This window comes from Blastococcus sp. SYSU DS0753 (assembly GCF_054051175.1).
This window is the reverse complement of the sequence record NZ_JBJHAT010000004.1, coordinates 52,661-74,674: the sequence shown is the minus strand read 5'-3', so window position 1 is coordinate 74,674 and position 22,014 is coordinate 52,661. Positions and strand designations below refer to the sequence as shown.

The 22,014-nt window shown below is 73.8% G+C and carries 18 protein-coding genes and 1 tRNA gene; 9 read left to right on the top strand and 10 right to left on the bottom strand.

Annotation, left to right across the window (positions count from 1 at the left end):
• Nucleotides 1–8 precede the first annotated feature (8 nt).
• The 3 genes from ACI799_RS05060 to ACI799_RS05050 are packed head-to-tail and all read left to right on the top strand — an operon-like array spanning nt 9 to nt 4,544.
• Complete coding sequence (locus tag ACI799_RS05060) at nt 9–1,001, top strand: ArsA-related P-loop ATPase (RefSeq protein ID WP_456588208.1); 993 nt, start codon at nt 9–11, stop codon at nt 999–1,001.
• Entirely contained in the window at nt 1,001–2,218 is a 1,218-nt protein-coding gene (locus tag ACI799_RS05055) for an ArsA family ATPase (RefSeq protein WP_456595783.1), read from the top strand. Before ACI799_RS05060 ends, ACI799_RS05055 begins: the two co-directional genes overlap by 1 nt.
• A 40-nt stretch (nt 2,219–2,258) precedes the next feature.
• Nucleotides 2,259–4,544 (top strand): transglycosylase domain-containing protein, encoded by a 2,286-nt coding sequence (locus tag ACI799_RS05050; protein WP_456612556.1) that lies wholly within the window; start codon nt 2,259–2,261, stop codon nt 4,542–4,544.
• A gap of 64 nt (nt 4,545–4,608) precedes the next feature.
• Here the strand turns inward: ACI799_RS05050 and ACI799_RS05045 are convergent, their stop codons facing one another.
• Nucleotides 4,609–5,061: a GatB/YqeY domain-containing protein gene (locus ACI799_RS05045; RefSeq protein ID WP_456588211.1), complete on the bottom strand. Its 453-nt coding sequence runs from the start codon at nt 5,059–5,061 to the stop codon at nt 4,609–4,611.
• Between the two features lie 51 nt (nt 5,062–5,112).
• On the opposite strand from ACI799_RS05045, the gene ACI799_RS05040 reads away from it, so the two are divergent.
• From ACI799_RS05040 to ACI799_RS05030, 3 genes are all read left to right on the top strand, one after another.
• Nucleotides 5,113–6,024, top strand: coding sequence for a metallophosphoesterase (locus ACI799_RS05040; protein WP_456612555.1), 912 nt, complete (start codon nt 5,113–5,115; stop codon nt 6,022–6,024).
• Nucleotides 6,025–6,073: 49 nt separating this feature from the next.
• A tRNA-Pro gene (locus ACI799_RS05035) sits at nt 6,074–6,147 on the top strand.
• Nucleotides 6,148–6,232: 85 nt separating this feature from the next.
• Complete coding sequence (locus ACI799_RS05030; RefSeq protein WP_456612554.1) at nt 6,233–8,026, top strand: prolyl oligopeptidase family serine peptidase; 1,794 nt, start codon at nt 6,233–6,235, stop codon at nt 8,024–8,026.
• Here the strand turns inward: ACI799_RS05030 and ACI799_RS05025 are convergent.
• The 3 genes from ACI799_RS05025 to ACI799_RS05015 are packed head-to-tail and all read right to left on the bottom strand — an operon-like array spanning nt 8,023 to nt 10,869.
• Nucleotides 8,023–8,499, bottom strand: a complete 477-nt coding sequence (locus ACI799_RS05025; protein WP_456599030.1) for a hypothetical protein — start codon at nt 8,497–8,499, stop codon at nt 8,023–8,025. The two genes, ACI799_RS05030 and ACI799_RS05025, sit on opposite strands and share 4 nt — an antisense overlap.
• Before the next feature lie 52 nt (nt 8,500–8,551).
• Nucleotides 8,552–9,604 carry an aspartate-semialdehyde dehydrogenase gene (locus ACI799_RS05020; RefSeq protein WP_456588215.1) on the bottom strand — a complete coding sequence of 351 codons (1,053 nt, stop codon included), beginning with the start codon at nt 9,602–9,604 and terminating at the stop codon, nt 8,552–8,554.
• Nucleotides 9,601–10,869, bottom strand: a complete 1,269-nt coding sequence (locus tag ACI799_RS05015; protein ID WP_456588216.1) for an aspartate kinase — start codon at nt 10,867–10,869, stop codon at nt 9,601–9,603. The genes ACI799_RS05020 and ACI799_RS05015 overlap by 4 nt, the downstream gene beginning before the upstream one ends.
• A gap of 74 nt (nt 10,870–10,943) precedes the next feature.
• Between ACI799_RS05015 and ACI799_RS05010 the strand changes: the two genes are divergently transcribed.
• From ACI799_RS05010 to leuA, 3 genes are all read left to right on the top strand, one after another.
• Complete coding sequence (locus tag ACI799_RS05010; RefSeq protein ID WP_456612553.1) at nt 10,944–12,539, top strand: phospholipase D family protein; 1,596 nt, start codon at nt 10,944–10,946, stop codon at nt 12,537–12,539.
• A 145-nt stretch (nt 12,540–12,684) separates the two neighbouring features.
• A complete protein-coding gene (locus ACI799_RS05005) occupies nt 12,685–13,326 on the top strand; it encodes a helix-turn-helix domain-containing protein (protein WP_456612552.1) in 642 nt (213 codons plus the stop codon).
• A 228-nt stretch (nt 13,327–13,554) separates the two neighbouring features.
• Nucleotides 13,555–15,294 carry a 2-isopropylmalate synthase gene (gene leuA / locus ACI799_RS05000; RefSeq protein ID WP_456599027.1) on the top strand — a complete coding sequence of 580 codons (1,740 nt, stop codon included), beginning with the start codon at nt 13,555–13,557 and terminating at the stop codon, nt 15,292–15,294.
• 69 nt (nt 15,295–15,363) lie between these two features.
• Here the strand turns inward: leuA and mnhG are convergent, their stop codons facing one another.
• The 6 genes from mnhG to ACI799_RS04970 are packed head-to-tail and all read right to left on the bottom strand — an operon-like array spanning nt 15,364 to nt 21,931.
• Entirely contained in the window at nt 15,364–15,813 is a 450-nt protein-coding gene (gene mnhG / locus ACI799_RS04995; protein ID WP_456588220.1) for a monovalent cation/H(+) antiporter subunit G, read from the bottom strand.
• Entirely contained in the window at nt 15,810–16,136 is a 327-nt protein-coding gene (locus ACI799_RS04990) for a monovalent cation/H+ antiporter complex subunit F (RefSeq protein ID WP_456588221.1), read from the bottom strand. Before ACI799_RS04990 ends, mnhG begins: the two co-directional genes overlap by 4 nt.
• Nucleotides 16,133–16,735: a Na+/H+ antiporter subunit E gene (locus ACI799_RS04985; RefSeq protein ID WP_456588222.1), complete on the bottom strand. Its 603-nt coding sequence runs from the start codon at nt 16,733–16,735 to the stop codon at nt 16,133–16,135. Before ACI799_RS04985 ends, ACI799_RS04990 begins: the two co-directional genes overlap by 4 nt.
• Complete coding sequence (locus ACI799_RS04980; RefSeq protein ID WP_456588223.1) at nt 16,732–18,522, bottom strand: Na+/H+ antiporter subunit D; 1,791 nt, start codon at nt 18,520–18,522, stop codon at nt 16,732–16,734. Before ACI799_RS04980 ends, ACI799_RS04985 begins: the two co-directional genes overlap by 4 nt.
• Entirely contained in the window at nt 18,519–19,049 is a 531-nt protein-coding gene (locus ACI799_RS04975; RefSeq protein WP_456588224.1) for a Na(+)/H(+) antiporter subunit C, read from the bottom strand. The genes ACI799_RS04980 and ACI799_RS04975 overlap by 4 nt, the downstream gene beginning before the upstream one ends.
• Nucleotides 19,046–21,931, bottom strand: a complete 2,886-nt coding sequence (locus tag ACI799_RS04970) for a Na+/H+ antiporter subunit A (protein ID WP_456612551.1) — start codon at nt 21,929–21,931, stop codon at nt 19,046–19,048. The genes ACI799_RS04975 and ACI799_RS04970 overlap by 4 nt, the downstream gene beginning before the upstream one ends.
• Between the last annotated feature and the right edge of the window lie 83 nt (nt 21,932–22,014).

The window sequence follows — 22,014 nt, the reverse complement described above, 5'->3', positions numbered from 1 at the left end:
TGGGACAGGTGAGCCCAGATCCCGCCGCCCCGCGCCTGCACGTGGTCACCGGCAAGGGAGGGACGGGCAAGACCACCGTCGCCGCCGCCCTGGCCCTGGCGCTCGCCGCCGACGGGCGCTCGGTGCTGCTGGTGGAGACCGAGGGCCGGCAGGGCATCGCCCAGCTGTTCGACACCCCGCCGCTGCCCTACGAGGAGCGCCGGGTCGCCGTCGCCCGCGGCGGGGGCGAGGTCAAGGCGCTGGCCATCGACGTCGAGGAGGCGCTCCTCGACTACCTCGACATGTTCTACAACCTCCGCCGGGCCGGCCGGGCGCTGCGGAAGATGGGCGCCATCGACTTCGCCACCGCCATCGCGCCGGGCCTCCGCGACGTGCTGATCACCGGCAAGATCAAGGAGGCGGTCACCCGGCGGCGGGACGGCAGGCTGGTCTACGACGCCGTCGTCGTCGACGCGCCGCCCACCGGCCGGATCACCCGCTTCCTCGGCGTCACCGGGGAGATGTCGCAGCTGGCCCGCTCCGGTCCGATCAAGACCCAGAGCGACGGCGTCATGGCGGTGCTGCGCTCCCCGCAGACGGCGGTCCACCTGGTGACGATCCTGGAGGACATGCCGGTGCAGGAGACGGCGGACGCCATCGCGGAGCTCGAGGCGGCCGGGCTGCCGATCGGCTCGGTGATCGTGAACATGGCGACCGAGCCGGTGCTGCCTCCGGCCGCGCTGTCCCGCGCGGCGGCCGGCGAGCTGACCGGGGCCGACCTCGCACCCGCGCTGGACGCCGCGCACCTGCCGGGCGCCGAGCAGCTGGCCGAGGCGCTGGTCGCCGAGGTCGTGGAGCACGCCCGCCGCTGGGCGGCGCAGGACGCCCTGCGGGCCCAGGTCGCGGAGCTGGACCGCCCCAGCCTCGAGATCCCGCTGCTGCCCGGCCCGATGGACCTGGGCTGCCTGTTCGAGCTGGCGGGGCGGCTCGAGGAGCACCTGCGCACGGAGGTGGCCGCCTGATGGCCGCCGGCACGGCCACCGCGCCGCGCACCCGGGCGCCCCGGCAGGCCCCGGCGATGGACCTGGGCGCGCTGATCGCCGACCGGCAGACCCGCATCGTCGTCTGCTGCGGCGCAGGCGGGGTGGGCAAGACGACGACGTCCGCGGCGCTGGCGCTGGCCGCGGCGGAGGCCGGGCGCACCGTCGTCGTCCTCACCATCGACCCGGCCCGGCGGCTGGCCCAGTCCCTGGGGCTGACCGAGCTGGACAACGAACCGCGGCGCGTGGACGTCCCTGGGGCGACCGGTGAGCTGCACGCGATGATGCTGGACATGAAGCGGACGTTCGACGACATCGTCACCGCTCACTCCACGCCCGAGCGCGCGCAGCAGATCCTCGACAACCCCTTCTACCAAGCGCTCTCCTCGTCGTTCGCCGGCACGCAGGAGTACATGGCGATGGAGAAGCTCGGGCAGCTGCGCGCCAGCGACCGGTGGGACCTGATCATCGTCGACACCCCGCCGTCGCGGTCGGCGCTGGACTTCCTCGACGCCCCCAACCGAATGGGCCGGTTCCTCGACGGCACGATGATCCGGCTGCTGATGGCGCCGAGCCGGGCCGGCTTCAAGTTCGCCAGCGCCGGGTTCCTGCTGTTCAGCCGGATCGTCAGCAAGATCCTCGGTGGCCAGCTGCTGCGCGACATCTCCGCCTTCGTCGCGGCCCTGGACACCATGTTCGGCGGGTTCCGCGAGCGCGCGACGGCGACGTTCGAGCTGCTGCGCCGCCCCGGCACGTCGTTCGTGGTGGTCGCCGCGCCGGAGCCCGACGCGTTGCGCGAGGCGTCCTACTTCGTCGACCGGCTCTCGGCCGAGGGGATGCCGCTGGCCGGACTGGTCGTCAACCGGACGCACCCCCCGGCCACCACGGCGCTGTCGGCGACCCGCGCGGAGGGCGCCGCCGAGGAGGTCGCTGAGAGCGGTGACGAGGGCGCGGCGCTCGCGGCCGCGGCGCTGCGGGTGCACGCGGACCGGATGCAGCTCGCGAGCCGGGAGCAGCACCTGGCCGACCGCTTCACCAGCGCCCACCCCGACGTCGCGCTGCGCACGGTGCCGGCCGCCGCCGGGGACGTCCACGACCTCGACGGGCTGCGGATGATGGCCGACGCCCTCACCGGCCCCGACCACGACACGCCGACCGGCACGCCGCGGACGCGCGTCCTGCCCGCGCGCCGCGGCTGAGCGCTCCGCTCACCCGTCCGGGCGACGTACCCTGGCCGCGATGTCGGAGAACGCGCGTGTCCGGACCCGTCTGCTCGCCAAGCTCGCCGCGACGATCGTCGTCGCCGGCGCACTGCTGGCCGGACTCATGCTGCCCTGGATCGGGGGCACCGGCCTGGCGGCACGCAACTCCGTGTCGCTGCTCGACGCCCTGCCGGTGGAGCTGACCGACAAGACGCCGGCCGGCGTCACCCGGGTGCTCGCCGCCGACGGGCAGCTGATCACGAACTTCTACGAGCACAACCGGACGCCGGTCACCTCCGACCAGATCGCCGACGTCATGAAGCAGGCGCTCGTCGACATCGAGGACTCCCGGTTCTACGACCACAACGGCCTGGACGTGCAGGGCACGATGCGGGCGCTGGTGAAGAACGTCGCCGCCGGCGAGGTCCAGGAGGGCGGCTCCACCCTGACCCAGCAGCTGGTGAAGCAGACCCTGCTGCAGACGGCCACCACGCCGGAGGACCGGGACGCCGCCGACGCCCAGACCGTGGGCCGCAAGCTGCGGGAGGCCCGCCTGGCCCTCGCCCTGGAGGACACCTACTCCAAGGACGAGATCCTCACCCGGTACCTGAACATCGTGTACTTCGGGCAGGGCGCCTACGGCATCCAGGCCGCCGCCCAGCGCTACTTCAGCGTGAACGCCGCCGACCTCACCCTCCCGCAGGCGGCCATGCTCGCCGGGCTGGTGCAGAAGCCGTTCTACGACGAGCCGATCAACAACCCGGAGAACGCCCAGATCCGGCGCAACCAGGTGCTGCAGCGCATGCACGACCTGGGTCACGTCAGCGCGGAGCAGCTGGCCGAGATCACCCCCACCCCGGTGGAGGTGGCTCCGGGCCAGGCGCCCCCGAACGGCTGCATCGACGCCGCGATCGGCGGCTTCTTCTGCGACTTCACCCGGCAGTACCTCATCCAGGAGCTCGGTCTGACGAAGGCCCAGCTGGACAAGGGCGGGCTGACCATCCAGACGACGCTGCGGCCGGACATGCAGGCCGCCGGTGACCAGGCCGTGCTGGACACCGTGGCGATGGGCGCCGACACCGTGGGCGTCTACGACGTCGTCCAGCCCGGCACCGGGCACGTGCTCGCGATGAGCGTCAACCGCCGCTACGGCTGCGACGGCCCCGAGTGCGAGTCGGTGAACTTCGCGACCGTCCCCACCAAGGGCTCCGGGTCGACCTTCAAGACCTTCGTCGCCGCGGCCGCCCTGGAGATGGGTCTCCCGGCCAGCCACACGATCACCACGAGCGAGCCCTACCGGTCGAAGGTCTACGAGAGCTACGACCCCGAGACCCAGCGCATCGAGCCCTACTCGATCGGCAACGTGGGCAGCTCGTACCCGCGCACGCTGACCATGACGCAGGCGCTCTACATGTCCTCCAACACCTACTTCCTCGCGCTGGAGGACGCACTGGGCCGGATCGAGCCGGCGGTGCGGATGGCCGAGCGGCTGGGCATGACCTTCGACTACTCGGTCACCCAGACGCCGGCGCAGCAGATCATCGACGAGAACCGCCCGTCCTTCGCCTACGGCACCGATGGCGTGAGCCCGCTCGACCTGGCCAACGCCTACGCGACGATCGCCGCCCGCGGGGTCAAGTGCACGCCCACGCCGGTGCTGTCGATCACCACCCCGAACGGCGAGCCGCTCACCGGCGAGGACGGCGAGCCGGTGGTGAAGGGCGACGACTGCGAGCAGGTCATCGAGCCCGGCATCGCCGACACGCTGAACCAGATGATGATCAAGGACGTCGAGCCCGGGAACCGGCTGCAGACCGGCGCCCGGGCCCACATCCCCGGCCACCAGATCGCCGGCAAGACCGGCACGGTGAACGAGCGGGACTCGGTGGCCTTCGTGGGCTCGACGCCGGAGTACACCGCCAGCGTCATGGTGTTCCGCCCGCGGGACACCAACGACGTCGGCAGCTACGGCGGCGGTCTCCCGGCCGGCATCTGGCGGGCCGCGATGGCACCGATCCTGACCAACCAGCCGGCGGCCGAGTTCCCGCCCGCCGATCCCCAGTACGCCGGCCGCGGCGTCGACGCCGCCCCGCAGGGGGCCGGCGTCTCCCGGTCCGGCACCACGTCGAGCCGCTCGGCGGACCGGTCGAGCACGACGGGCACCACGGGCGGCACCACCTCCCCGCCGCCCGTGCAGCCGGAGACCCAGCCCGAGACGCCGGCACCCCCGCCGGTGGAGCCCCAGGTGGAGCCCCAGGTGCCGCCCCCGGCCGACGCCGGCACGACCGCACCGGAGCCGACCGGGGACCTCCCGACGAACTGACCGGAGCGACGACGAAGGGCCGGACCGAGAGGTCCGGCCCTTCGTCGTTCCCGTCGCGCGGCGCTCAGCCGAGCTGGCGGCGGACCTCGGCGGCGACCCGCGAGCCCTCGGCCCGGCCGGCGACCACGCCGTTCGCCGCGCCCATGACCTTCCCCATGTCCTTCATGCCGGAGGCGCCGGTCCGGGAGATGACGTCGGCGACGATCGCGGCCAGGTCGGCGTCGTCCAGCTGAGCCGGCAGGTAGTCCGCGAGGATCTCGCCCTCGGCCCGCTCGCGGGCGGCCTGCTCGGCGCGACCGGCCGAGCCGAACGCCTCGGCCGCCTCGCGGCGCTTCTTCGCCTCGCGCCGGAGCACGGCCTGCACCTCGTCGTCGGTGAGCTCGCGGGCCTCCTTGCCCGACACCTCCTCGGCGCTGACGGCGGCGAGCACCATGCGCAGCGTGGCGGTGCGCAGCTCGTCACGGGCCTTCATGGCGGTGGTCAGGTCGGCGCGCAGCTGTTCCTTGAGGTCGGGCACGGGTCCAGCCTCGCACGACGCCGCGCCGGGGGGCGCCCGTAGGCTCGGCGGGTGCGCTGGTACACCGCCGTCCCCACCGCCGCCGTCGCCTCGGGCGCGGCCGTGACCGCCTACGCGAGCCTCTACGAACGCAGGCGCTGGACGCTGCGCCGGTTCGAGGTGCCCGTGCTGGCCCCGGGCTCGGCGCCGCTGACGATCCTGCAGCTGTCGGACCTGCACATGACCGCCGGGCAGCGGAGCAAGCAGGAGTGGGTCGCGGGCCTCGCCGCCCTCGAGCCCGACCTGGTGATCAACACCGGGGACAACCTCGCGGGGTTCGACGCGGTGCCGCCGACGCTGCGCGCGCTGGACCCGCTGCTGGACCGGCCCGGCGCCTTCGTGCTGGCCAGCAACGACTACTACGCCCCGCGCCCGAAGAACCCGCTCAAGTACTTCAAGCGCGACCACAAGCGGGTGCACGGCGACGAGCTGCCCTGGCGCGACCTGCGCGACGGCATGCGCGAGCGCGGCTGGCTGGACCTCACCAACGCCGCCGGTGAGCTCACCGTGGGCGGGCGGCGGATCGTCTTCGCCGGCGTCGACGATTCCCACCTGAAGCGGGACCGCTACGACCTGGTCGCCGGGCCGGCCGATCGGAGCGCCGACGTGCGGATCGGGCTGGCCCACTCCCCCGAGCCGCGGGTGCTCGACCGCTTCGCCGCGGACGGCTACGACCTGCTGCTGTGCGGTCACACGCACGGCGGCCAGCTGCGGGTGCCGTTCTACGGGGCGCTGGTCACCAACTGCGGCATCGACCGCCACCGGGTGCGCTGGCTGCACCGCTGGGCGGCCCCCACGCCGGAGCACCCGGCCGGCACCTGGCTGCACGTGTCGGCCGGCCTGGGCACCAGCCCCTACGCCCCGGTGCGGTTCGCCTGCCCGCCCGAGGCGACGCTGCTGACCCTCACCGCACGGCCGTCCTGACCCGCCGCCGGGGCGCGCGCAGTGGAGCGTTAGACTCGTCGACGCACCTCGGGGTGTGGCGCAGCTTGGTAGCGCGCGTCGTTCGGGACGACGAGGCCGCAGGTTCAAATCCTGTCACCCCGACCCTCCGCTCAGGGGCCGCCGCAAGGCGGCCCCTGAGTCGTTCCCGGGGCACCGGTCGTTCCCGGGGCGCTGCGAAGATGGTGGCGTGACCGCCGAGCAGACCGTCCCCGCCCTTCCCCCCGAGGTCACCGCCCGCTGGCAGGCCCGGTTCCGCGCACCCCGGGTGTCGCTGCCGGACTGGGCCGAGGAGGCACCGCACCGCAACCTGTACAGCTCCGACGTCAGCGGCGTCGTGGAGCAGTACGCCTGGGACCGGGAGACCGGCACCCACCGCCGGGTCACCGACCGGCCCAACGGCACGCTGATCGCGACGCTGGACCGTGACGGCGACACGATCTGGTGGTTCGCCGACACCGACGGCGACGAGTTCGGCGTCTGGATGACCCAGCCGTTCACCGGCGGCGAGGACACCGTCGCCGTCCCCGAGGTGGGGCCCGCCTACCCGGCGGGACTGGAGATCGGCCGGGACCTGGTGTCCATCGGCCGCAGCACCGACGACGGCAGCGAGCTGTGGCTGGCGCCCACCGGAGGCACGCCGCGGGTGGTCTACCGGCACCCCGACCCCGCCTCGGTGGACGCGCTGACCCGCGACGACGAGCTGCTGGTCATCTCGCACTCCGAGCACGGCGACCCGCGCTACCCCGCGCTGCGGGTGCTCCGCACGGCCGACGACTCGGTGGTCGCGGAGAAGTGGGACGGCGAGGGACGCGGGCTGCACGCGCTGGAGTTCGCCCCGCTCCCCGGTGACCGCCGGCTGCTGGTCGGCCACGAGCGGCGCGGTCGCGAGGAGCTGCTGGTCTGGGACGTCGCCGCCGACACCGAGACGGAGATCGTGCTCGACCTGCCCGGCGATGTGACCGCCGGCTGGTACCCCGACGGCTCCGCGCTGCTGGTGGGCCACGACCACGCCGCCCGCAGCGAGCTGTACCGCTACGACCTCGACTCCGGCGCGCTGGAGAAGCTCGACACCCCGCCCGGCGTCGTCCGCGGCGCCACCGCCCGCCCCGACGGCACGGTGGAGCTGGCGTGGTCGAACTCCGAGCGGCCGCCGGTCATCCGCCGCGCCGACGGCCCCGTCGTCCTCTCGGTCTCCGACGAGGAGCCGCCCGCCGCCTACCCGGTCGAGGACCGCTGGGTCCCCGGCCCGGGCGGCGACGTGCACGCCCTGCTGGTGCGCCCGGCCGGTGAGGGCCCGTTCGCGACGGCGTTCCTGGTGCACGGCGGCCCGGAGGCGGCCGACGACGACTCCTACCGCGCCCGCCGGGCGGCCTACGTCGACGCCGGCTACGCGGTCGTGCACGTGAACTACCGGGGCTCCACGGGCTACGGCTCGGCCTGGCGCGACGCGCTCACGGGGCGCCCGGGGCTCACCGAGCTCGAGGACATCGGGGCGGTCTACGACGCGCTGGTGGCCGAGGGCGTCGTCGACCCGGCCCGCGCGCTCCTCACCGGGGGCTCGTGGGGCGGGTTCCTCACCCTGCTGGGGCTGGGCACCCAGCCGGAGCGCTGGGCGGCCGGGATCGCCGAGGTGCCGGTGGCCGACTACCTCGCGGCGTACGAGGACGAGATGGAGGGCCTGCGGGCCTACGACCGGGCGCTGTTCGGCGGGTCACCGGAGGAGGTGCGCGACGTCTACGTGCGCTCCTCGCCGATCACCTACGTCGACGCCGTCGCCGCGCCGGTGCTGGTGGTGGCCGGCGCGAACGACCCGCGCTGCCCGATCCGGCAGATCGACAACTACCTGGGCGAGCTGGAGCGGCTGGGCAAGCCGCACGAGGTCTACCGGTTCGACGCCGGCCACGGGTCGCTGGTCATCGAGGAGACGATCCGGCAGGTCGAGGTCGCGCTCTCCTTCGCCCTGCGCCACGTGCGGCCCTAGCGGTCCCGGCGCCGCCGGCCGGCCACGCGGGGGCGCGGTGGAGCGAGCAGTGCCAGACGGGCGCTCTCCCTCCGCCGCAGGACCGCCCGGCGGAGCCGCCCCCGGCTCCCCCGCGGGTCGCCGGGGGCGTAGGCGTACCAGCCGAACTCCTCGTCCGGCGGGTCCGGCGCCTCCTCGTCGGCGAGCATCCGGGCCCGGAGCGCCCCCAGCACCCGCTCGGCCAGGGGGTCGTCGGTGAGGATGGCGGACAGCTGTGCCTGGTCCCGCCCCTCGGCGGCCAGCGCGTCGGTCAACCACTCGTACCACCGCGGCCCGAACGCGTGGACGACGGCGTCGCTCAGCAGGGCGTGGGCGGCGTCCACCGTCACCCCGCGCTCGAGCGCCAGGTCCAGCTCGAGCATCCCGCGCAGCGTGTAGAGGTCCGGCCCCGGCCAGGCGTGCTGCGGGGAGGCAGGCAGGTCCGCGGAGTTCACGGGACCATCCTCCCGCCTGGTCGGGCTCCTCCGCGGAGGAGCCCGACCAGGGTCAGCGGGAGGCGGCGATGAGCTCCGCGATCTGGACGGTGTTGAGGGCGGCGCCCTTGCGCAGGTTGTCGTTGCTGACGAAGAGCACCAGCCCGCGGCCGCCGTCCACGCTCTGGTCCTGCCGGATGCGGCCCACGTAGCTGGGGTCGCGGCCGGCGGCCTGCAGCGGGTTCGGGACGTCGGAGAGCTCCACCCCGGGCGCGGCCTGCAGCAGCTCGGTGGCCCGCTCGACGGTCAGCTCGCGCGCGAACTCCACGTTGAGCGAGAGCGAGTGCCCCGTGAACACCGGCACCCGCACGCAGGTGCCCGAGACGCGGAGGTCAGGGATGCCGAGGATCTTGCGGCTCTCGTTGCGGAGCTTCTGCTCCTCGTCGGTCTCGAACGAGCCGTCGTCCACGACCGAGCCGGCCATCGGCAGCACGTTGAAGGCGATCGGCGCGACGTACTTCACCGGATCCGGGAAGGCCACGGCGGTCCCGTCGTGGGTGAGCTCGTCGGCCTTGTCGACGACGGCCTTCGCCTGCCCGTGCAGCTCCTCCACGCCGGCGACCCCGCTGCCGGAGACCGCCTGGTAGGTGCTGGCGACGATGCGGACCAGGCCGGCCTCGTCGTGCAGCGGCTTGAGCACCGGCATCGCGGCCATGGTCGTGCAGTTCGGGTTGGCGATGATCCGGCCGTGCGCCTTCGCGATGTCGCCGGGGTTGACCTCGCTGACGACCAGCGGGATCTCCGGGTCGCGGCGGAACGCCGAGCTGTTGTCGATGACGGTCACGCCGGCCGCGGCGAACCGCGGCGCCTGGGCGCGGGAGGTGGTCGCGCCGGCGGAGAAGATCGCGATGTCCAGCCCGGTCGGGTCGGCGGTCGCGGCGTCCTCGACGGTGATCTCGCCACCGGCCCAGGGCAGGGTGCTGCCGGCCGACCGCGCCGAGGCGAAGAAGCGGAGCTCGGCCAGCGGGAAGTTCCGCTCGGCCAGGATGTCGCGCACGACGCGGCCCACCTGACCTGTCGCGCCCACGATGCCGACCCGCAGGCCGCCGGGGGTGAAGCCACTCATCGTCCGGTCCCTCCGTAGACCACGGCCTGGGCGTCCTCGGTGCCCAGGTCGAACGCATCGTGCACCGCGCGGACGGCGAGGTCGACGTCGGTGTCGCGGCACACCACGGAGATGCGGATCTCCGAGGTGCTGATCAGCTCCAGGTTGACCCCGGCGTCGGCCAGCGCGCCGAAGAACTTGGCGGAGACACCCGGGTGCGAGCGCATGCCGGCGCCGACCAGGCTCACCTTGCCGATGTGCTGGTCGAAGCTGACGTCGGTGTAGCCGACGGTGTGCTTGACCCGTTCCAGGGCGGCCAGCGCGGCCGGGCCGTCGCTCTTGGGCAGCGTGAAGGAGATGTCGGCGAGCTTGCTGGCCTCGGCCGACACGTTCTGCACGATCATGTCGATGTTGACCTCGGCGTCGGCGAGCACGCGGAAGATCTGCGCCGCCTCACCCGGCCGGTCCGGCACGCCGAACACGGTGATCTTGCCCTCGGAGCGGTCGTGCGCGACGCCGGAGATGATCGCCTGTTCCACGGTGAGGTCCTCCATCGAGCCGGTCACGGTGGTGCCGGGGAGCTGTGAGTAGGAGCTGCGGACGTGCACGGGGATGCCGTAGCGGCGGGCGTACTCGACGCAGCGCAGCATGAGCACCTTCGCCCCGGAGGCGGCGAGCTCGAGCATCTCCTCGTAGGTGATGGTGTCCAGCCGCTTGGCGTTGGGGACGATGCGCGGGTCGGCGGTGAAGACGCCGTCGACGTCGGTGTAGATCTCGCAGACGTCGGCGTTCAGCGCCGCGGCGACGGCGACGGCGGTGGTGTCCGAGCCGCCGCGGCCGAGGGTGGTGATGTCCTTGGTGTCCTGGCTGACGCCCTGGAACCCGGCGACGATGACGACCGAGCCCTCGTCGAGCGCCGACTTCAGGCGGCCGGGCGTGACGTCGATGATGCGCGCCTTGCCGTGGCTGGACGTGGTGATCACGCCGGCCTGCGAGCCGGTGAACGACCGCGCCTCGTAGCCGTGCTCGGAGATCGCGATGGCCAGCAGCGCCATGGAGATCCGCTCGCCGGCGGTGAGCAGCATGTCCAGCTCGCGGCCGGGCGGGGTATCGGTGATCTGGCTGGCCAGGTCCAGCAGCTCGTCGGTCGTGTCGCCCATCGCGGAGACCACGACGACGACGTCGTCGCCGTTCTTCTTGGCAGCGACGATCCGCTCCGCGACGCGCTTCATGTGCTCGGCGGAGGCGACGGACGAGCCGCCGTACTTCTGGACGACGAGGGCCACGGGTCACAAGGCTACCGACGCGGTCCACGGGCCGAGCGGTTGCATCTCGTGCGCCCGACCGATGTGATCGCCGGGTGGACGATCCGCACCGGTGGTTGCTCACCTCGGAGGAGCGCCACAACCGCGGTGCCGCCGTGCCGGCCTGGACCGAGGGCAACCTGGTCCGGCCGCTCGTCCACGGCGCGGCGTACTTCGACCGGCTCGTCGAGGTGGTCGAGCAGCTGGGCGAGGGCGACCGCGTCTGGTTCACCGACTGGCGAGGCGACCCCGACGAGCGGCTGCGCCCCGACGGGCCCACCGTCGACGAGCTGTTCAGCGCGGCCGCGCACCGCGGCGTCGACGTGCGCGGCCTGGTGTGGCGCTCGCACACGGACGCGCTCTCCTACAGCAAGGAGCAGAACCGCTCGCTGGACCGGGAGATCGAGGCCGACGGCGGCCGGGTCGTGCTCGACCAGCGCGTGCGCCGGTTCGGCAGCCACCACCAGAAGGTCGTGATCATCCGGTGCCCCGCGGACCCGTCCCGCGACGTCGCGTTCGCCGGGGGCATCGACCTGTGCCACAGCCGCCGCGACGACGCGCGGCACGACGGGGACCCCCAGGCGGTGGACATGGCCTCCGGCTACGGGCCGACCCCGCCCTGGCACGACGTGCAGGCGGAGATCCGCGGCCCGGCGGTCGCCGTGCTGGAAACCAGCTTCCGCGAGCGGTGGGACGACCCGACCAGCCCCGTGCAGGGAAACCCGATCGCCTACGTCGTCGGCCGGTTCCGCGGGGCCCGGCTGGACCCCGCTCCGCTGCCGCCCGAGCTGCCGCCGCCCCCACCGGCCGGCCCGCACCTGGTGCAGATCCTGCGCACCTACCCCAAGATCCTGCCGCGATACGACTTCGCCCCCGAGGGCGAGCGCTCGATCGCCCGCGGCTACTCGAAGGCGGTGAAGCGGGCGCGGCGGCTGGTCTACCTCGAGGACCAGTACCTGTGGTCCTCCGAGGTCGCCCAGCTGTTCGCCGACGCCCTCCGGGACAACCCCGACCTCCACCTGGTGGTGGTCGTGCCCCGCATCCCCGACCAGGAGGGCGCGTTCTCGGCGACTCCCCAGACCGTGGGCCGCCGGCAGGCGATCGACCTGTGCGTCCGGGCGGGAGGCCAGGACCGGGTGCACGTCTTCGACGTGGAGAACCACGCCGGGACGCCGGTGTACGTGCACGCCAAGGTGTGCGTCGTCGACGACGTGTGGGCCAGCATCGGCAGCGACAACTTCAACCGGCGTTCCTGGACGCACGACAGCGAGCTCTCCACCGCCGTCCTCGACACCACGCTCGACCCCCGCGAGCCGCGGGACCTGGGAGGAACCGGGGACGGCGCCCGCACCTTCGCGCGGGACCTGCGGCTGGAGCTGGCGCGCGAGCACCTGGACCTGGCCGAGGACGGCAGCGACGACGACCTGCTGGTGGATCCGGCGCGCTTCGTCGCCACGCTCGAGGAGCGGGCGGGCGCCCTGGCCGAGTGGCACGAGGGGGGTCGCCGCGGGCCACGTCCACCCGGTCGGCTCCACCCACACCGCCCGGAGGAGCTGCCCTGGCACACCCGGCTGTGGGCGACACCGCTCTACCGGCTGCTGGTCGACCCGGACGGCCGGCCCCTGCGGCTGCGCCTGCGCAAGGAGTTCTGACCGCCGCCTGCGGCTGCGCCCCGCACGTGCGGACGGCACCAGGTGAGCTCCGCGGAACTAGTGCCCTGCCCACCCCTGTGGGCAGGGCACTAGCTTCCACAGGAGCATCTGCCCCGGGCCGCCGGCGCGGGCCACGATCCCCGGCGTGGACGAGGGTGATCGGGCGGAGCTGCTGGCCGGGATGCTCCGCCGCGCCCGCCGGGTGGCGGACCTCTCCCAGCGCGAGATGGCCGCTGCTGCGGGGGTCGCGAAGTCCACGCTGGCCGCGGCCGAGGCGGGCGCACGTGACCTGCCGGTCGGGGCACTGCTCGGCGTCCTCGCCGTGGCACGGCTCCGGCTGGCGCTCATCGGTGCGGACGGCGCGGAGGTGCTGCCGATGTCCGACCGTGCCATCCGGGACCACGGGGGACGGCGCTTCCCCGCGCACCTCGATCCGCGTCACTCGGACGAGGGGTGGTGGCACGGCTCCGAGCGGTACAGCCGACCGCAGCCCTGGTACACCTTCGACCTCTCACGCAGCGCGCGAGACGGTGAGCGGCGGCTCCGGGGAGTACCCGACGACCACCAGCCGCCCCGGGCCGGCGACTCCCCCGCCGAACGCCGCGCCGCCCGACGAGCGGAGGCGGCGCAGCGACGGCGCGAGGACCTGGAGCGCAGGCGGCTCGCCGGTGAGCTGCCGACGCTGACCGACTTCGCCCGCACGTGCCCGCCGGCCTGCGCGGAGGGCGACGACGGCCTTCGGCCGTTCCACGTCGACGACTGCCCTTGCCGCTGCGACGTGGACTGATCCGCCAGGCCGTCCCCGGCGGCCGCGACGCGCCGTCCTCCCTGCGACGTGGGCTGACCCGCTGCTACCGTGGGCGCGTGCGCGGCAGCCTCCTGCTTACCCGCCGCGGCGAGGCCCTCTCCTAGGTCGGCTTCCTCGCCGCGGGGTTCCGGCGTCCCCGGCGTCCGCTGACCGCCCCCGGAGCCGTGCGCACTCCGCGCACGCAGCCCGCACCAGGAGCCCTCCCCCATGAGCGAGACCCACCCGCACGTCCGCAACCCCCAGCAGCCGTCCGGCATGCCGATCCAGCGCTACGTCCCCTTCACCCCCGTGGCGCTGCCCGACCGCACCTGGCCGGACACCGTGACGACGCAGGCGCCGCGCTGGTGCGCCGTCGACCTGCGCGACGGCAACCAGGCGCTGATCGACCCGATGACGCCCGACCGCAAGCGCCGGATGTTCGAGCTGCTGGTCCGCATGGGCTACAAGGAGATCGAGGTCGGCTTCCCGGCGGCGAGCCAGACCGACTACGACTTCGTCCGCCAGCTGATCGAGGACGACCTGGTCCCCGACGACGTGACGATCCAGGTGCTCACCCAGGCCCGCGACGAGCTGATCGAGCGCACCTTCGAGTCGCTGCAGGGCGCGAAGCAGGCGATCGTGCACCTCTACAACTCCACGTCCACCCTGCAACGACGGGTCGTGTTCGGCTCCGACCGGGCCGGGATCGTCGACATCGCCGTCCACGGCGCGCAGGTGGTGCGCAAGCTGGCCGAGCAGATGGGCGACACGGACATCCGGTTCGAGTACTCGCCCGAGTCCTTCACCGGCACCGAGCTCGACTTCGCCGTCGAGATCTGCAACGCCGTCACCGATGTCTGGGAGCCGACGCCCGAGCGGCCGACGATCCTCAACCTGCCGGCCACGGTCGAGATGGCCGAGCCCACCGTGTACGCCGACCAGGTCGAGTGGATGCACCGCAACCTGGGCCGGCGCGACTCCGTGGTCCTCAGCCTGCACCCGCACAACGACCGCGGCACCGCCGTCGCCGCCGCCGAGCTCGGCTACCGGGCCGGCGCCGACCGCATCGAGGGCTGCCTGTTCGGCAACGGCGAGCGCACCGGCAACGTCGACCTGGTCACCCTGGGGCTGAACCTGTTCAGCCAGGGCATCGACCCGCAGATCGACTTCTCCGACATCGACGAGATCCGCCGCACCGTCGAGTACTGCAACCAGCTCGGCGTGCACGAGCGCCACCCCTACGGCGGCGACCTGGTCTACACCGCCTTCTCCGGCTCCCACCAGGACGCCATCAACAAGGGCTTCAAGGCCCTGGAGGCCGACGCGCAGGCCGCCGGCGTCCCCGTCGAGCAGCAGACGTGGGCGGTGCCGTACCTGCCGATCGACCCCAAGGACGTCGGCCGCAGCTACGAGGCCGTGATCCGGGTGAACAGCCAGTCCGGCAAGGGCGGCGTCGCCTACATCATGAAGACCGAGAACCACCTGGACCTGCCGCGCCGGCTGCAGATCGAGTTCAGCGCGGTCATCCAGCGGCACACCGACGACGAGGGCGGCGAGGTCACCGCCCAGCAGATGTGGACCGCCTTCAGCAACGAGTACCTGCCCGACCCGGCCGCGCCGTGGGGCCGGTTCTCCCTCAGCGGGCACCGGCACACCGCCTCCGGGGACGGGCAGCTCGACGAGATGGTCGTGGAGCTGGTCGACTCCGGCGTACCGGTGACCGTCGAGGGCCGCGGCAACGGCCCGATCGCGGCGTTCGTCGACGCGCTGCGGACCGTCGACGTCGACGTCCGCGTGCTCGACTACGCCGAGCACGCCATGTCCGCCGGGGGCGACGCGCGCGCCGCCGCCTACGTCGAGTGCGCCGTCGGGGAGCGGGTGCTGTGGGGCGTCGGGATCGACCCGAACATCGTCACCGCCTCGCTGCGGGCCGTCGTCTCCGCGGTCAACCGCGCCCAGCGCTGCTGAAGGTTCCCTTTCCCCCTTCCCTCGCAGGCTCGGGCGGGGCCCGGAACGGGACCTGACGGGGCGCGCCGCTCAGCGCGCCCCGTCCTCCCGCTCCTCGCGGCGGCTCTCGGCCAGGGCCCGCCCCGGCTCCTCCGGCGGGGCGTCGGCCGGCTCGTCGCCGCGGTACACCCGGTCCGGCCGCCGCTCGGTGTGCAGCTCGTCGACCAGCAGCAGGTCGCGCCGCACGTGCCGGCGCCGGTAGGCCACGCGGCTGATCATGTGCGCGCTCACCGGTGCCGTGAGCATCTGGAAGACGGCGACCAGCAGGAGCATCCACGTCGCCGACCAGCCCTGCAGCCGGATCGCGCCGCCGATCATGATCAGCAGCACGCCCAGCACCTGCGGCTTCGTGCCGGCGTGCATCCGGGCGAGCACGTCGGGGAAGCGGAGCAGCCCGAGCCCGGCGGTCAGGCACAGGAACGCGCCCAGCAGCACCAGGACGACGGCGATCACGTCGCCCGCGGTCTCGATCCCGTTCACCGCGCCTCCTCCCCGTCCGGGGGCCGGTCGTCCACGTCGAGCCCCTGGGTGCCCAGGCTCGAGTGGATGAGCATGCCGCCGACGTAGCGGGCCACCGAGACCGAGCCGACGAACGCCAGCAGCGACACCACCACGAGCACCGGCACGACCGTGGGGTCCCGATCCAGCGTCGCGTGCACGGCCAGCCCGGCGGCGATGATCACCAGCAGGGTGTCGGTCGCGACCACCCGGTCGAGCAGGGAGGGCCCCAGCGCCAGCCGCACCAGCGCCAGCAGCGCCCCGGTGCCCAGCATCAGGTAGGTGGCCCAGTAGACGGCGGTCACGGCGTCCGCCGCCCGTCGCCGATGCCGAGGGAGCCTGCGCCGGTGGTCACGGCGGTCACCTCGGCGGCGGAGCCGAAGGCGCGCACCACCCGCTCCTCCATGGTGAGCACCGACCTCCGCTGCCGCTCGATGTCGCGCTCGTCCTCCACGTGGAGGATGTGCACCGCCAGCGTCCGCTGCTCCCGATCCATGTCGATGACCATCGAACCGGGCACGAGGGTCAGCGCCTCCGAGATGATGGTGAGCAGCAGGTCGGAGTCCGTGCGCAGCTGCACCCGGATGATCGCGCTGCGGCTGATCCCCCGCGGGCGGATGGTCTGCCACGCCACCTCCGCCCCGGAGGTCACGAGGTCGACGACGAAGGTGCCGACGAAGGCGAGCACCGGCACCGGGCGCACGGTCAGGCCGCCCTCCACCGGCGGCAGGGGCAGCAGCAGGGTCACGGCGAGGGCCAGGACCACCCCGGACAGCAGGTTGGCCCACGACCACGTGCCCCACAGCAGATTCCAGACCAGCACCAGCCAGACCAGCAGGGGCAGCTGGTGCCGCAGCTGGTAGACCAGGCCCCCGCGGCCGGCCTGGTCCGGGGCGCCGGTCACGGGGCCTCCTCCGCGCCGAAGACCGCCTGGACGTAGGGCGCGCGGTCGCGCAGATCGCCGGCCGCGCGGTCGGCCACCGCGTACAGCGGACCGGCGAGCGCGGTGAGCGCAACCGTCACGGTGACCATCGCCGCGGTCGAGGCGAGCATGACCCGCGGCAGCAGCTGGTCCGGCCGGGCGCGCTCCGGGTCCTCCCCGAGCCCGTCGGTGGCCGGCGTGGTCGCCGTCGCCACCGCCGTGTGCCGCTGCCACGCCGCGCGCCGGGCGGCGGCGCGACCGACCCCCCCGGACGCCACGGAAGCGGACGCGGGCACCGGCGTGGGTTCGACCTCGTCGGTCGGGCCGGGGCCGTCGGCCTGCGCCTCACCGGGCTCCGGTGTCGGGGGCTGGGGCAGCGGCTCCGGGGAGAGCTCCGGCCCGGCGTCGGCCGCCGCGGCCTCGTCGGTGTCCGCGGACGGCTCCTGGGCCCGCGGCCGCCAGAAGGCCCGGCTCCACACCCGCGAGATCGCCACCAGCGTGAGCAGGCTGGCGACCACGCCGGCGGCCACGAGGACCAGCGGCAGCCACCCGCCGTCGGCCACGCCCGCCTCCAGCAGCCCGAGCTTCCCGATGAACCCGGAGAACGGCGGGATCCCGGCGAGGTTCATGGCGGGGACGAAGAAGAGGACGGCGAGCAGCGGCGATGCCTTCGCCAGGCCGCCGAGCCGGTCGACGGCGGTCGCCCCGCCCTGCCGCTCGACCAGCCCGGCGACGAGGAACAGCGTGGTCTGGATGGCGATGTGGTGGACGACGTAGAAGACGGCGCCCGCGAGCCCGGCCCGGGAGGCCAGCGCGATGCCGAACACCATGTAGCCGATGTGGCTGACCAGCGTGAACGACAGGATCCGCCGGATGTCGGCCTGTGCCACCGCACCGAGGATGCCGATCAGCATCGTGGCCAGCGCGGCCCACATCAGCACCGTGTCCAGCCCGCCGCCCGGGAAGAGCAGGGTCTGCGTGCGGATGATCGCGTAGACGCCGACCTTGGTGAGCAGCCCGGCGAAGACGGCGGTGACCGGGGCCGGCGCGGTCGGGTAGCTGTCCGGCAGCCAGGCCGACAGCGGGAACACCGCCGCCTTGATCGAGAAGGCGATCAGCAGCAGCGAGTGGATGAGCAGCTGGGTCCCCTCCGGCAGCTCCCCCAGCCGGCCGGCGAGCTGCGCCATGTTGACGGTGCCGGTGGAGGCGTAGACCAGGGCGATGGCGGCGAGGAACAGCAGCGAGCTCAGCAGGCTGACGACGATGTAGGTGACGCCGGCGCGGATCCGCGGTGCCGATCCGCCCAGGGTCAGCAGGACGTAGCTGGCGGTCAGCAGGATCTCGAAGCCGACGTAGAGGTTGAACAGGTCGCCGGCGAGGAACGCGTTGGCCACGCCCGCCATGAGCACCAGGAACGTCGGGTGGAAGATCGACACCGGCGCCTCCTCGTCGCCGTCGGCCGCGCCCTGGCCGACCGCGAAGACGAGCACGCCCAGGCCCACGGTCGAGGCGACCACGAGCATCAGGGCCGACAGCCGGTCGACGACCAGCACGATGCCCAGCGGCACCTCCCACCCGCCCAGCGAGACGGCCACGGCGCCCTGCTCGTCGGCGAGGACGAGCAGCGCGACCGACACGGCGAGGACCGTGCTGAGCACCAGGATGCTGAGCGTGCGCTGCGCCCGCGGGCGGCCGCCGCCGACCAGCAGGGCCGCCGCCGCGCCGAGCAGCGGCAGCAGCACCGGCAGGGGCGTGAGGACGCCGGTCACCGGCGCCGCCGCCGGGTGGCCGGCAGATCCACGTCGTCGGACGGGATCCCGGCGTAGTGCCGCCGGAGCAGCTCCTCCACGTCGTCCCCCTCGCCGTGCAGGCTGTCGGCGTGCGCGGCCGGCCGGTCCTCCGGCGCGAGGTCGTCGGGGTCGATCTCGTCGGCGTCCGTGCCGGACCGGGCGGCCACCCGCCGGTCCTCCTCGTCGACGCCGACGACCTCCTGGCGCACCAGCCGCCAGGAGCGGTAGATGAGCGCGAGCAGGAAGGCGGCGATGCCGAAGGTGATCACGATCGCGGTGAGGACGAGCGCCTGCGGGAGCGGGTCGCTCATCTCCTCCGGCTCGGCGATCCCCACGATCGGCGCCAGCCCCGCCGGACCACCGCTGGAGAGCAGCAGCAGGTTGGTCGCATTGCCCAGCAGGAGGAAGCCGAGCAGCACGCGGGTCAGGCTGCGGTCGAGCAGCAGGTAGACGCCGGCCGCGTAGAGACCCGCGACGATCACCGGCAGCACCACGGTGGGGGTCATCGGAGGACCACCTCACCGGGGGCGCCGTCGATCGGGTCCCGCTCGTCGGCCTGGCGGTCCAGCTCGGCCCCGAGGCTGCGCAGCACGTCGAGCACCAGCCCCACCACGATCAGGTACACCCCCATGTCGAAGAAGAGCGAGGTGACCAGCTTGACGTCGCCGAGCACCGGCAGCGTCGTCTCGAGGATCGCCGTCTCCAGCACCTCGGCGCCGAGCACCAGCCCCATGGCTCCGGTCCCACCGGCGAACAGCAGGCCGGCGCCCAGCAGCAGACCGGGATCGACCGGCGCCGCCTCGCCCAGCTCGTAGCGGCCGCCGGCCAGGTAGCGCAGCACGAGCGCCAGCCCGGCGACCAGCCCCCCGGCGAAGCCACCACCGGGCTGGTTGTGCCCGCTGAACAGCAGGTAGATGGAGAACACGACGATCGTGTGGAACAGGACCCGGGTGATCACCTCGAGCACCACCGACCGCCGCTCGGGGGCGAGCGCCACCGTCGCCGACAGCCACTGCCGCCGGGGCGCCCGCCGCGACCGCCGGGCGTCCCGCGCCGCCCGCACCGGGTCCAGCCGCTGGACCACGCCGGTGCGCCGCCGGAGGAAGACCAGGCTGGCCACACCGGTGGCGGCCACGACCAGCAGGGAGATCTCGCCGAGGGTGTCCCAGGCGCGGATGTCGACCAAGGTCACGTTGACGACGTTCTGCCCACCGCCGAGCTCGTAGGCCGCCTCCGGGTAGTCGACCGACACCGGCGTGGCGTCGCGGGCGCTGAGCGCCACCGCGCCGACCGCGCCCATGAGCAGCCCCACGCCCACGGCGATCGCACCGCGGACCGCGCGCTCGCCGGGACGGTGCCGCTCGGAGATGTCCTTGGGCAGCTTGCGCAGCACGAGCACGAAGACGACCAGGGTCAGCGTCTCCACGAGGAACTGGGTGAGCGCGAGGTCGGGGGCGCCCTGCAGGGCGAAGAGGACGGCGAGGCCGTAGCCGGTGACGCCCACGGCCAGCACCGCCGACAGCCGCTGGTGGATCCGCAGCGCCATGGCGGCCGCGAGCAGCACCACCGCCCCGACCAGCGCCTGGATGGGGGTGTCCCAGGCCCGCCACTCCCCCGGCCACGGCGCCCGGAACAGCAGCACGGAGCCGGGGAGGGCGAGGACGACGACGAGGATGGTGCCGAGGTAGGCCGGCAGCGAGCCCCGCTGGGTGGTGCCGGTGACCAGCACGGCGAGCCGGTCCAGCGTCTGCATGGTGTTCCAGTAGCCCTCGTCGGCCGATGCGCCCACGGCCCGCCGCTGCTGGAAGCGGAACACCGCCGAGCGCGCGGCGAACAGGGCGGCGCCGCCGAGCAGGGTGAGGGCCGACAGCGCCAGCGCCGGCTGCCAGCCGTGCCACAGCGCCAGCTTCTCGGCCTCCTCGGCCACCAGCGGCAGCCCGTCGGCGTACCCGGCGACCAGCGGCTCCAGCAACGGGCTGGCCGGCCCGGCGGCCAGCCCGGTCAGCGCCAGCAGGGCGGGGGCCAGCAGGAACAGCGGGGTAGGCGGGTGGACCAGCTGAGCTGGGGCGGTGGCCGGCAGCCCGGGCTTGCGGGCGAAGGCGCCCCAGAGGAAGCGGAAGGTGTAGGCCGCGGTGAGCACCGAGCCGAGGACCAGGCCGACGAGGACGACGACGGCCGCCGTGCGGTCGGGCAGCCCGCCGTCCCACAGCGCGCTGAACGCCGCCTCCTTGCCCACGAAGCCGAGCAGCGGCGGAACGCCGGCCATGCTCAGCGCGGCCAGCGTGCCGATGACCGCCACCACGGGCAGCCGCCGGCCCAGCCCGGACAGCCGGCGCAGGTCGCGGGTGCCGGTGGCGTGGTCGACGACCCCGACGGTGAGGAAGAGCGTCGACTTGAACAGGGCGTGCGCCAGGGTCATCGCCAGGCCCGCGGCCGCCAGCTCGCGGCTGCCGGCGCCCACGAGCGTCATGAGGAAGCCCAGCTGGCTCACCGTGCCGAAGGCGAGCAGCAGCTTGAGGTCGTTCTGCCGCAGCGACCGGTAGCCGCCGACGAGCATGGTGGCCAGGCCCAGCCCCAGCACCACCGGGCGCCACCCGGGCACCTCGGCGAACCCGGGCGCCAGCCGGGCCACCAGGTAGATCCCGGCCTTCACCATCGCGGCCGCGTGCAGGTAGGCGCTGACCGGGGTGGGCGCCTCCATCGCGGCGGGCAGCCAGAAGTGGAACGGGATCATCGCCGACTTGGTCACCGCGCCGACGACGACCAGCATCGTCCCGGCCACCAGCAGCGGGCCGCTCCCCGGGTCGGCGACGACCTCCGAGAGCAGGTAGCTGCCGCTGGTCTCGCCGAGCATGATCAGCCCGACCAGCATCGCCAGCCCACCCGCGGTGGTGAGGATCAGCGCCTGGCCGGCCGCCCGGCGCGCGGCGAGCTTCGTCCCCGAGCCACCGATCAGCAGGTAGGAGAAGACGGTGGTGAGCTCCCAGAACACGTAGAGCAGCAGCAGGTCGTCGGCCACCACCAGGCCCAGCATGGAGCCGGCGAAGGCGGTGAGCGTGCCGGCGAACCGCCCCGTCCCCTCGTCCCGGGGCTCGAAGTAGCGGGCGCAGTAGAGCATGACCAGCGCGCCCACCCCGGTGACCAGCAGCGCGAACACCAGCGCCAGGGCGTCCAGCCGCAGGGCGATGTCGAGGCGCAGGGTGGGCACCCACGGGACGGTCTCGGTGACCTCACCGCCGTCGGTGACCCGCCCCAGCTGCGCGAGCACCCAGCCGAACCCCACCGCCGGTACGAGCGCGAGGGCGAGGAACGCCTGCCGGCCCCACCAGCGCACCAGCACGGGTGCGGCCACCGCGGCGACCAGGTGGAGGAGCAGGAGCGCGAGCACGGGTCTCCGGGAGTCAGGGGCTGCTCGGACACCACTGACGTCGGAGGACGGCCGGCGGTGAGCCGCAGTTTATCGGCGGGACC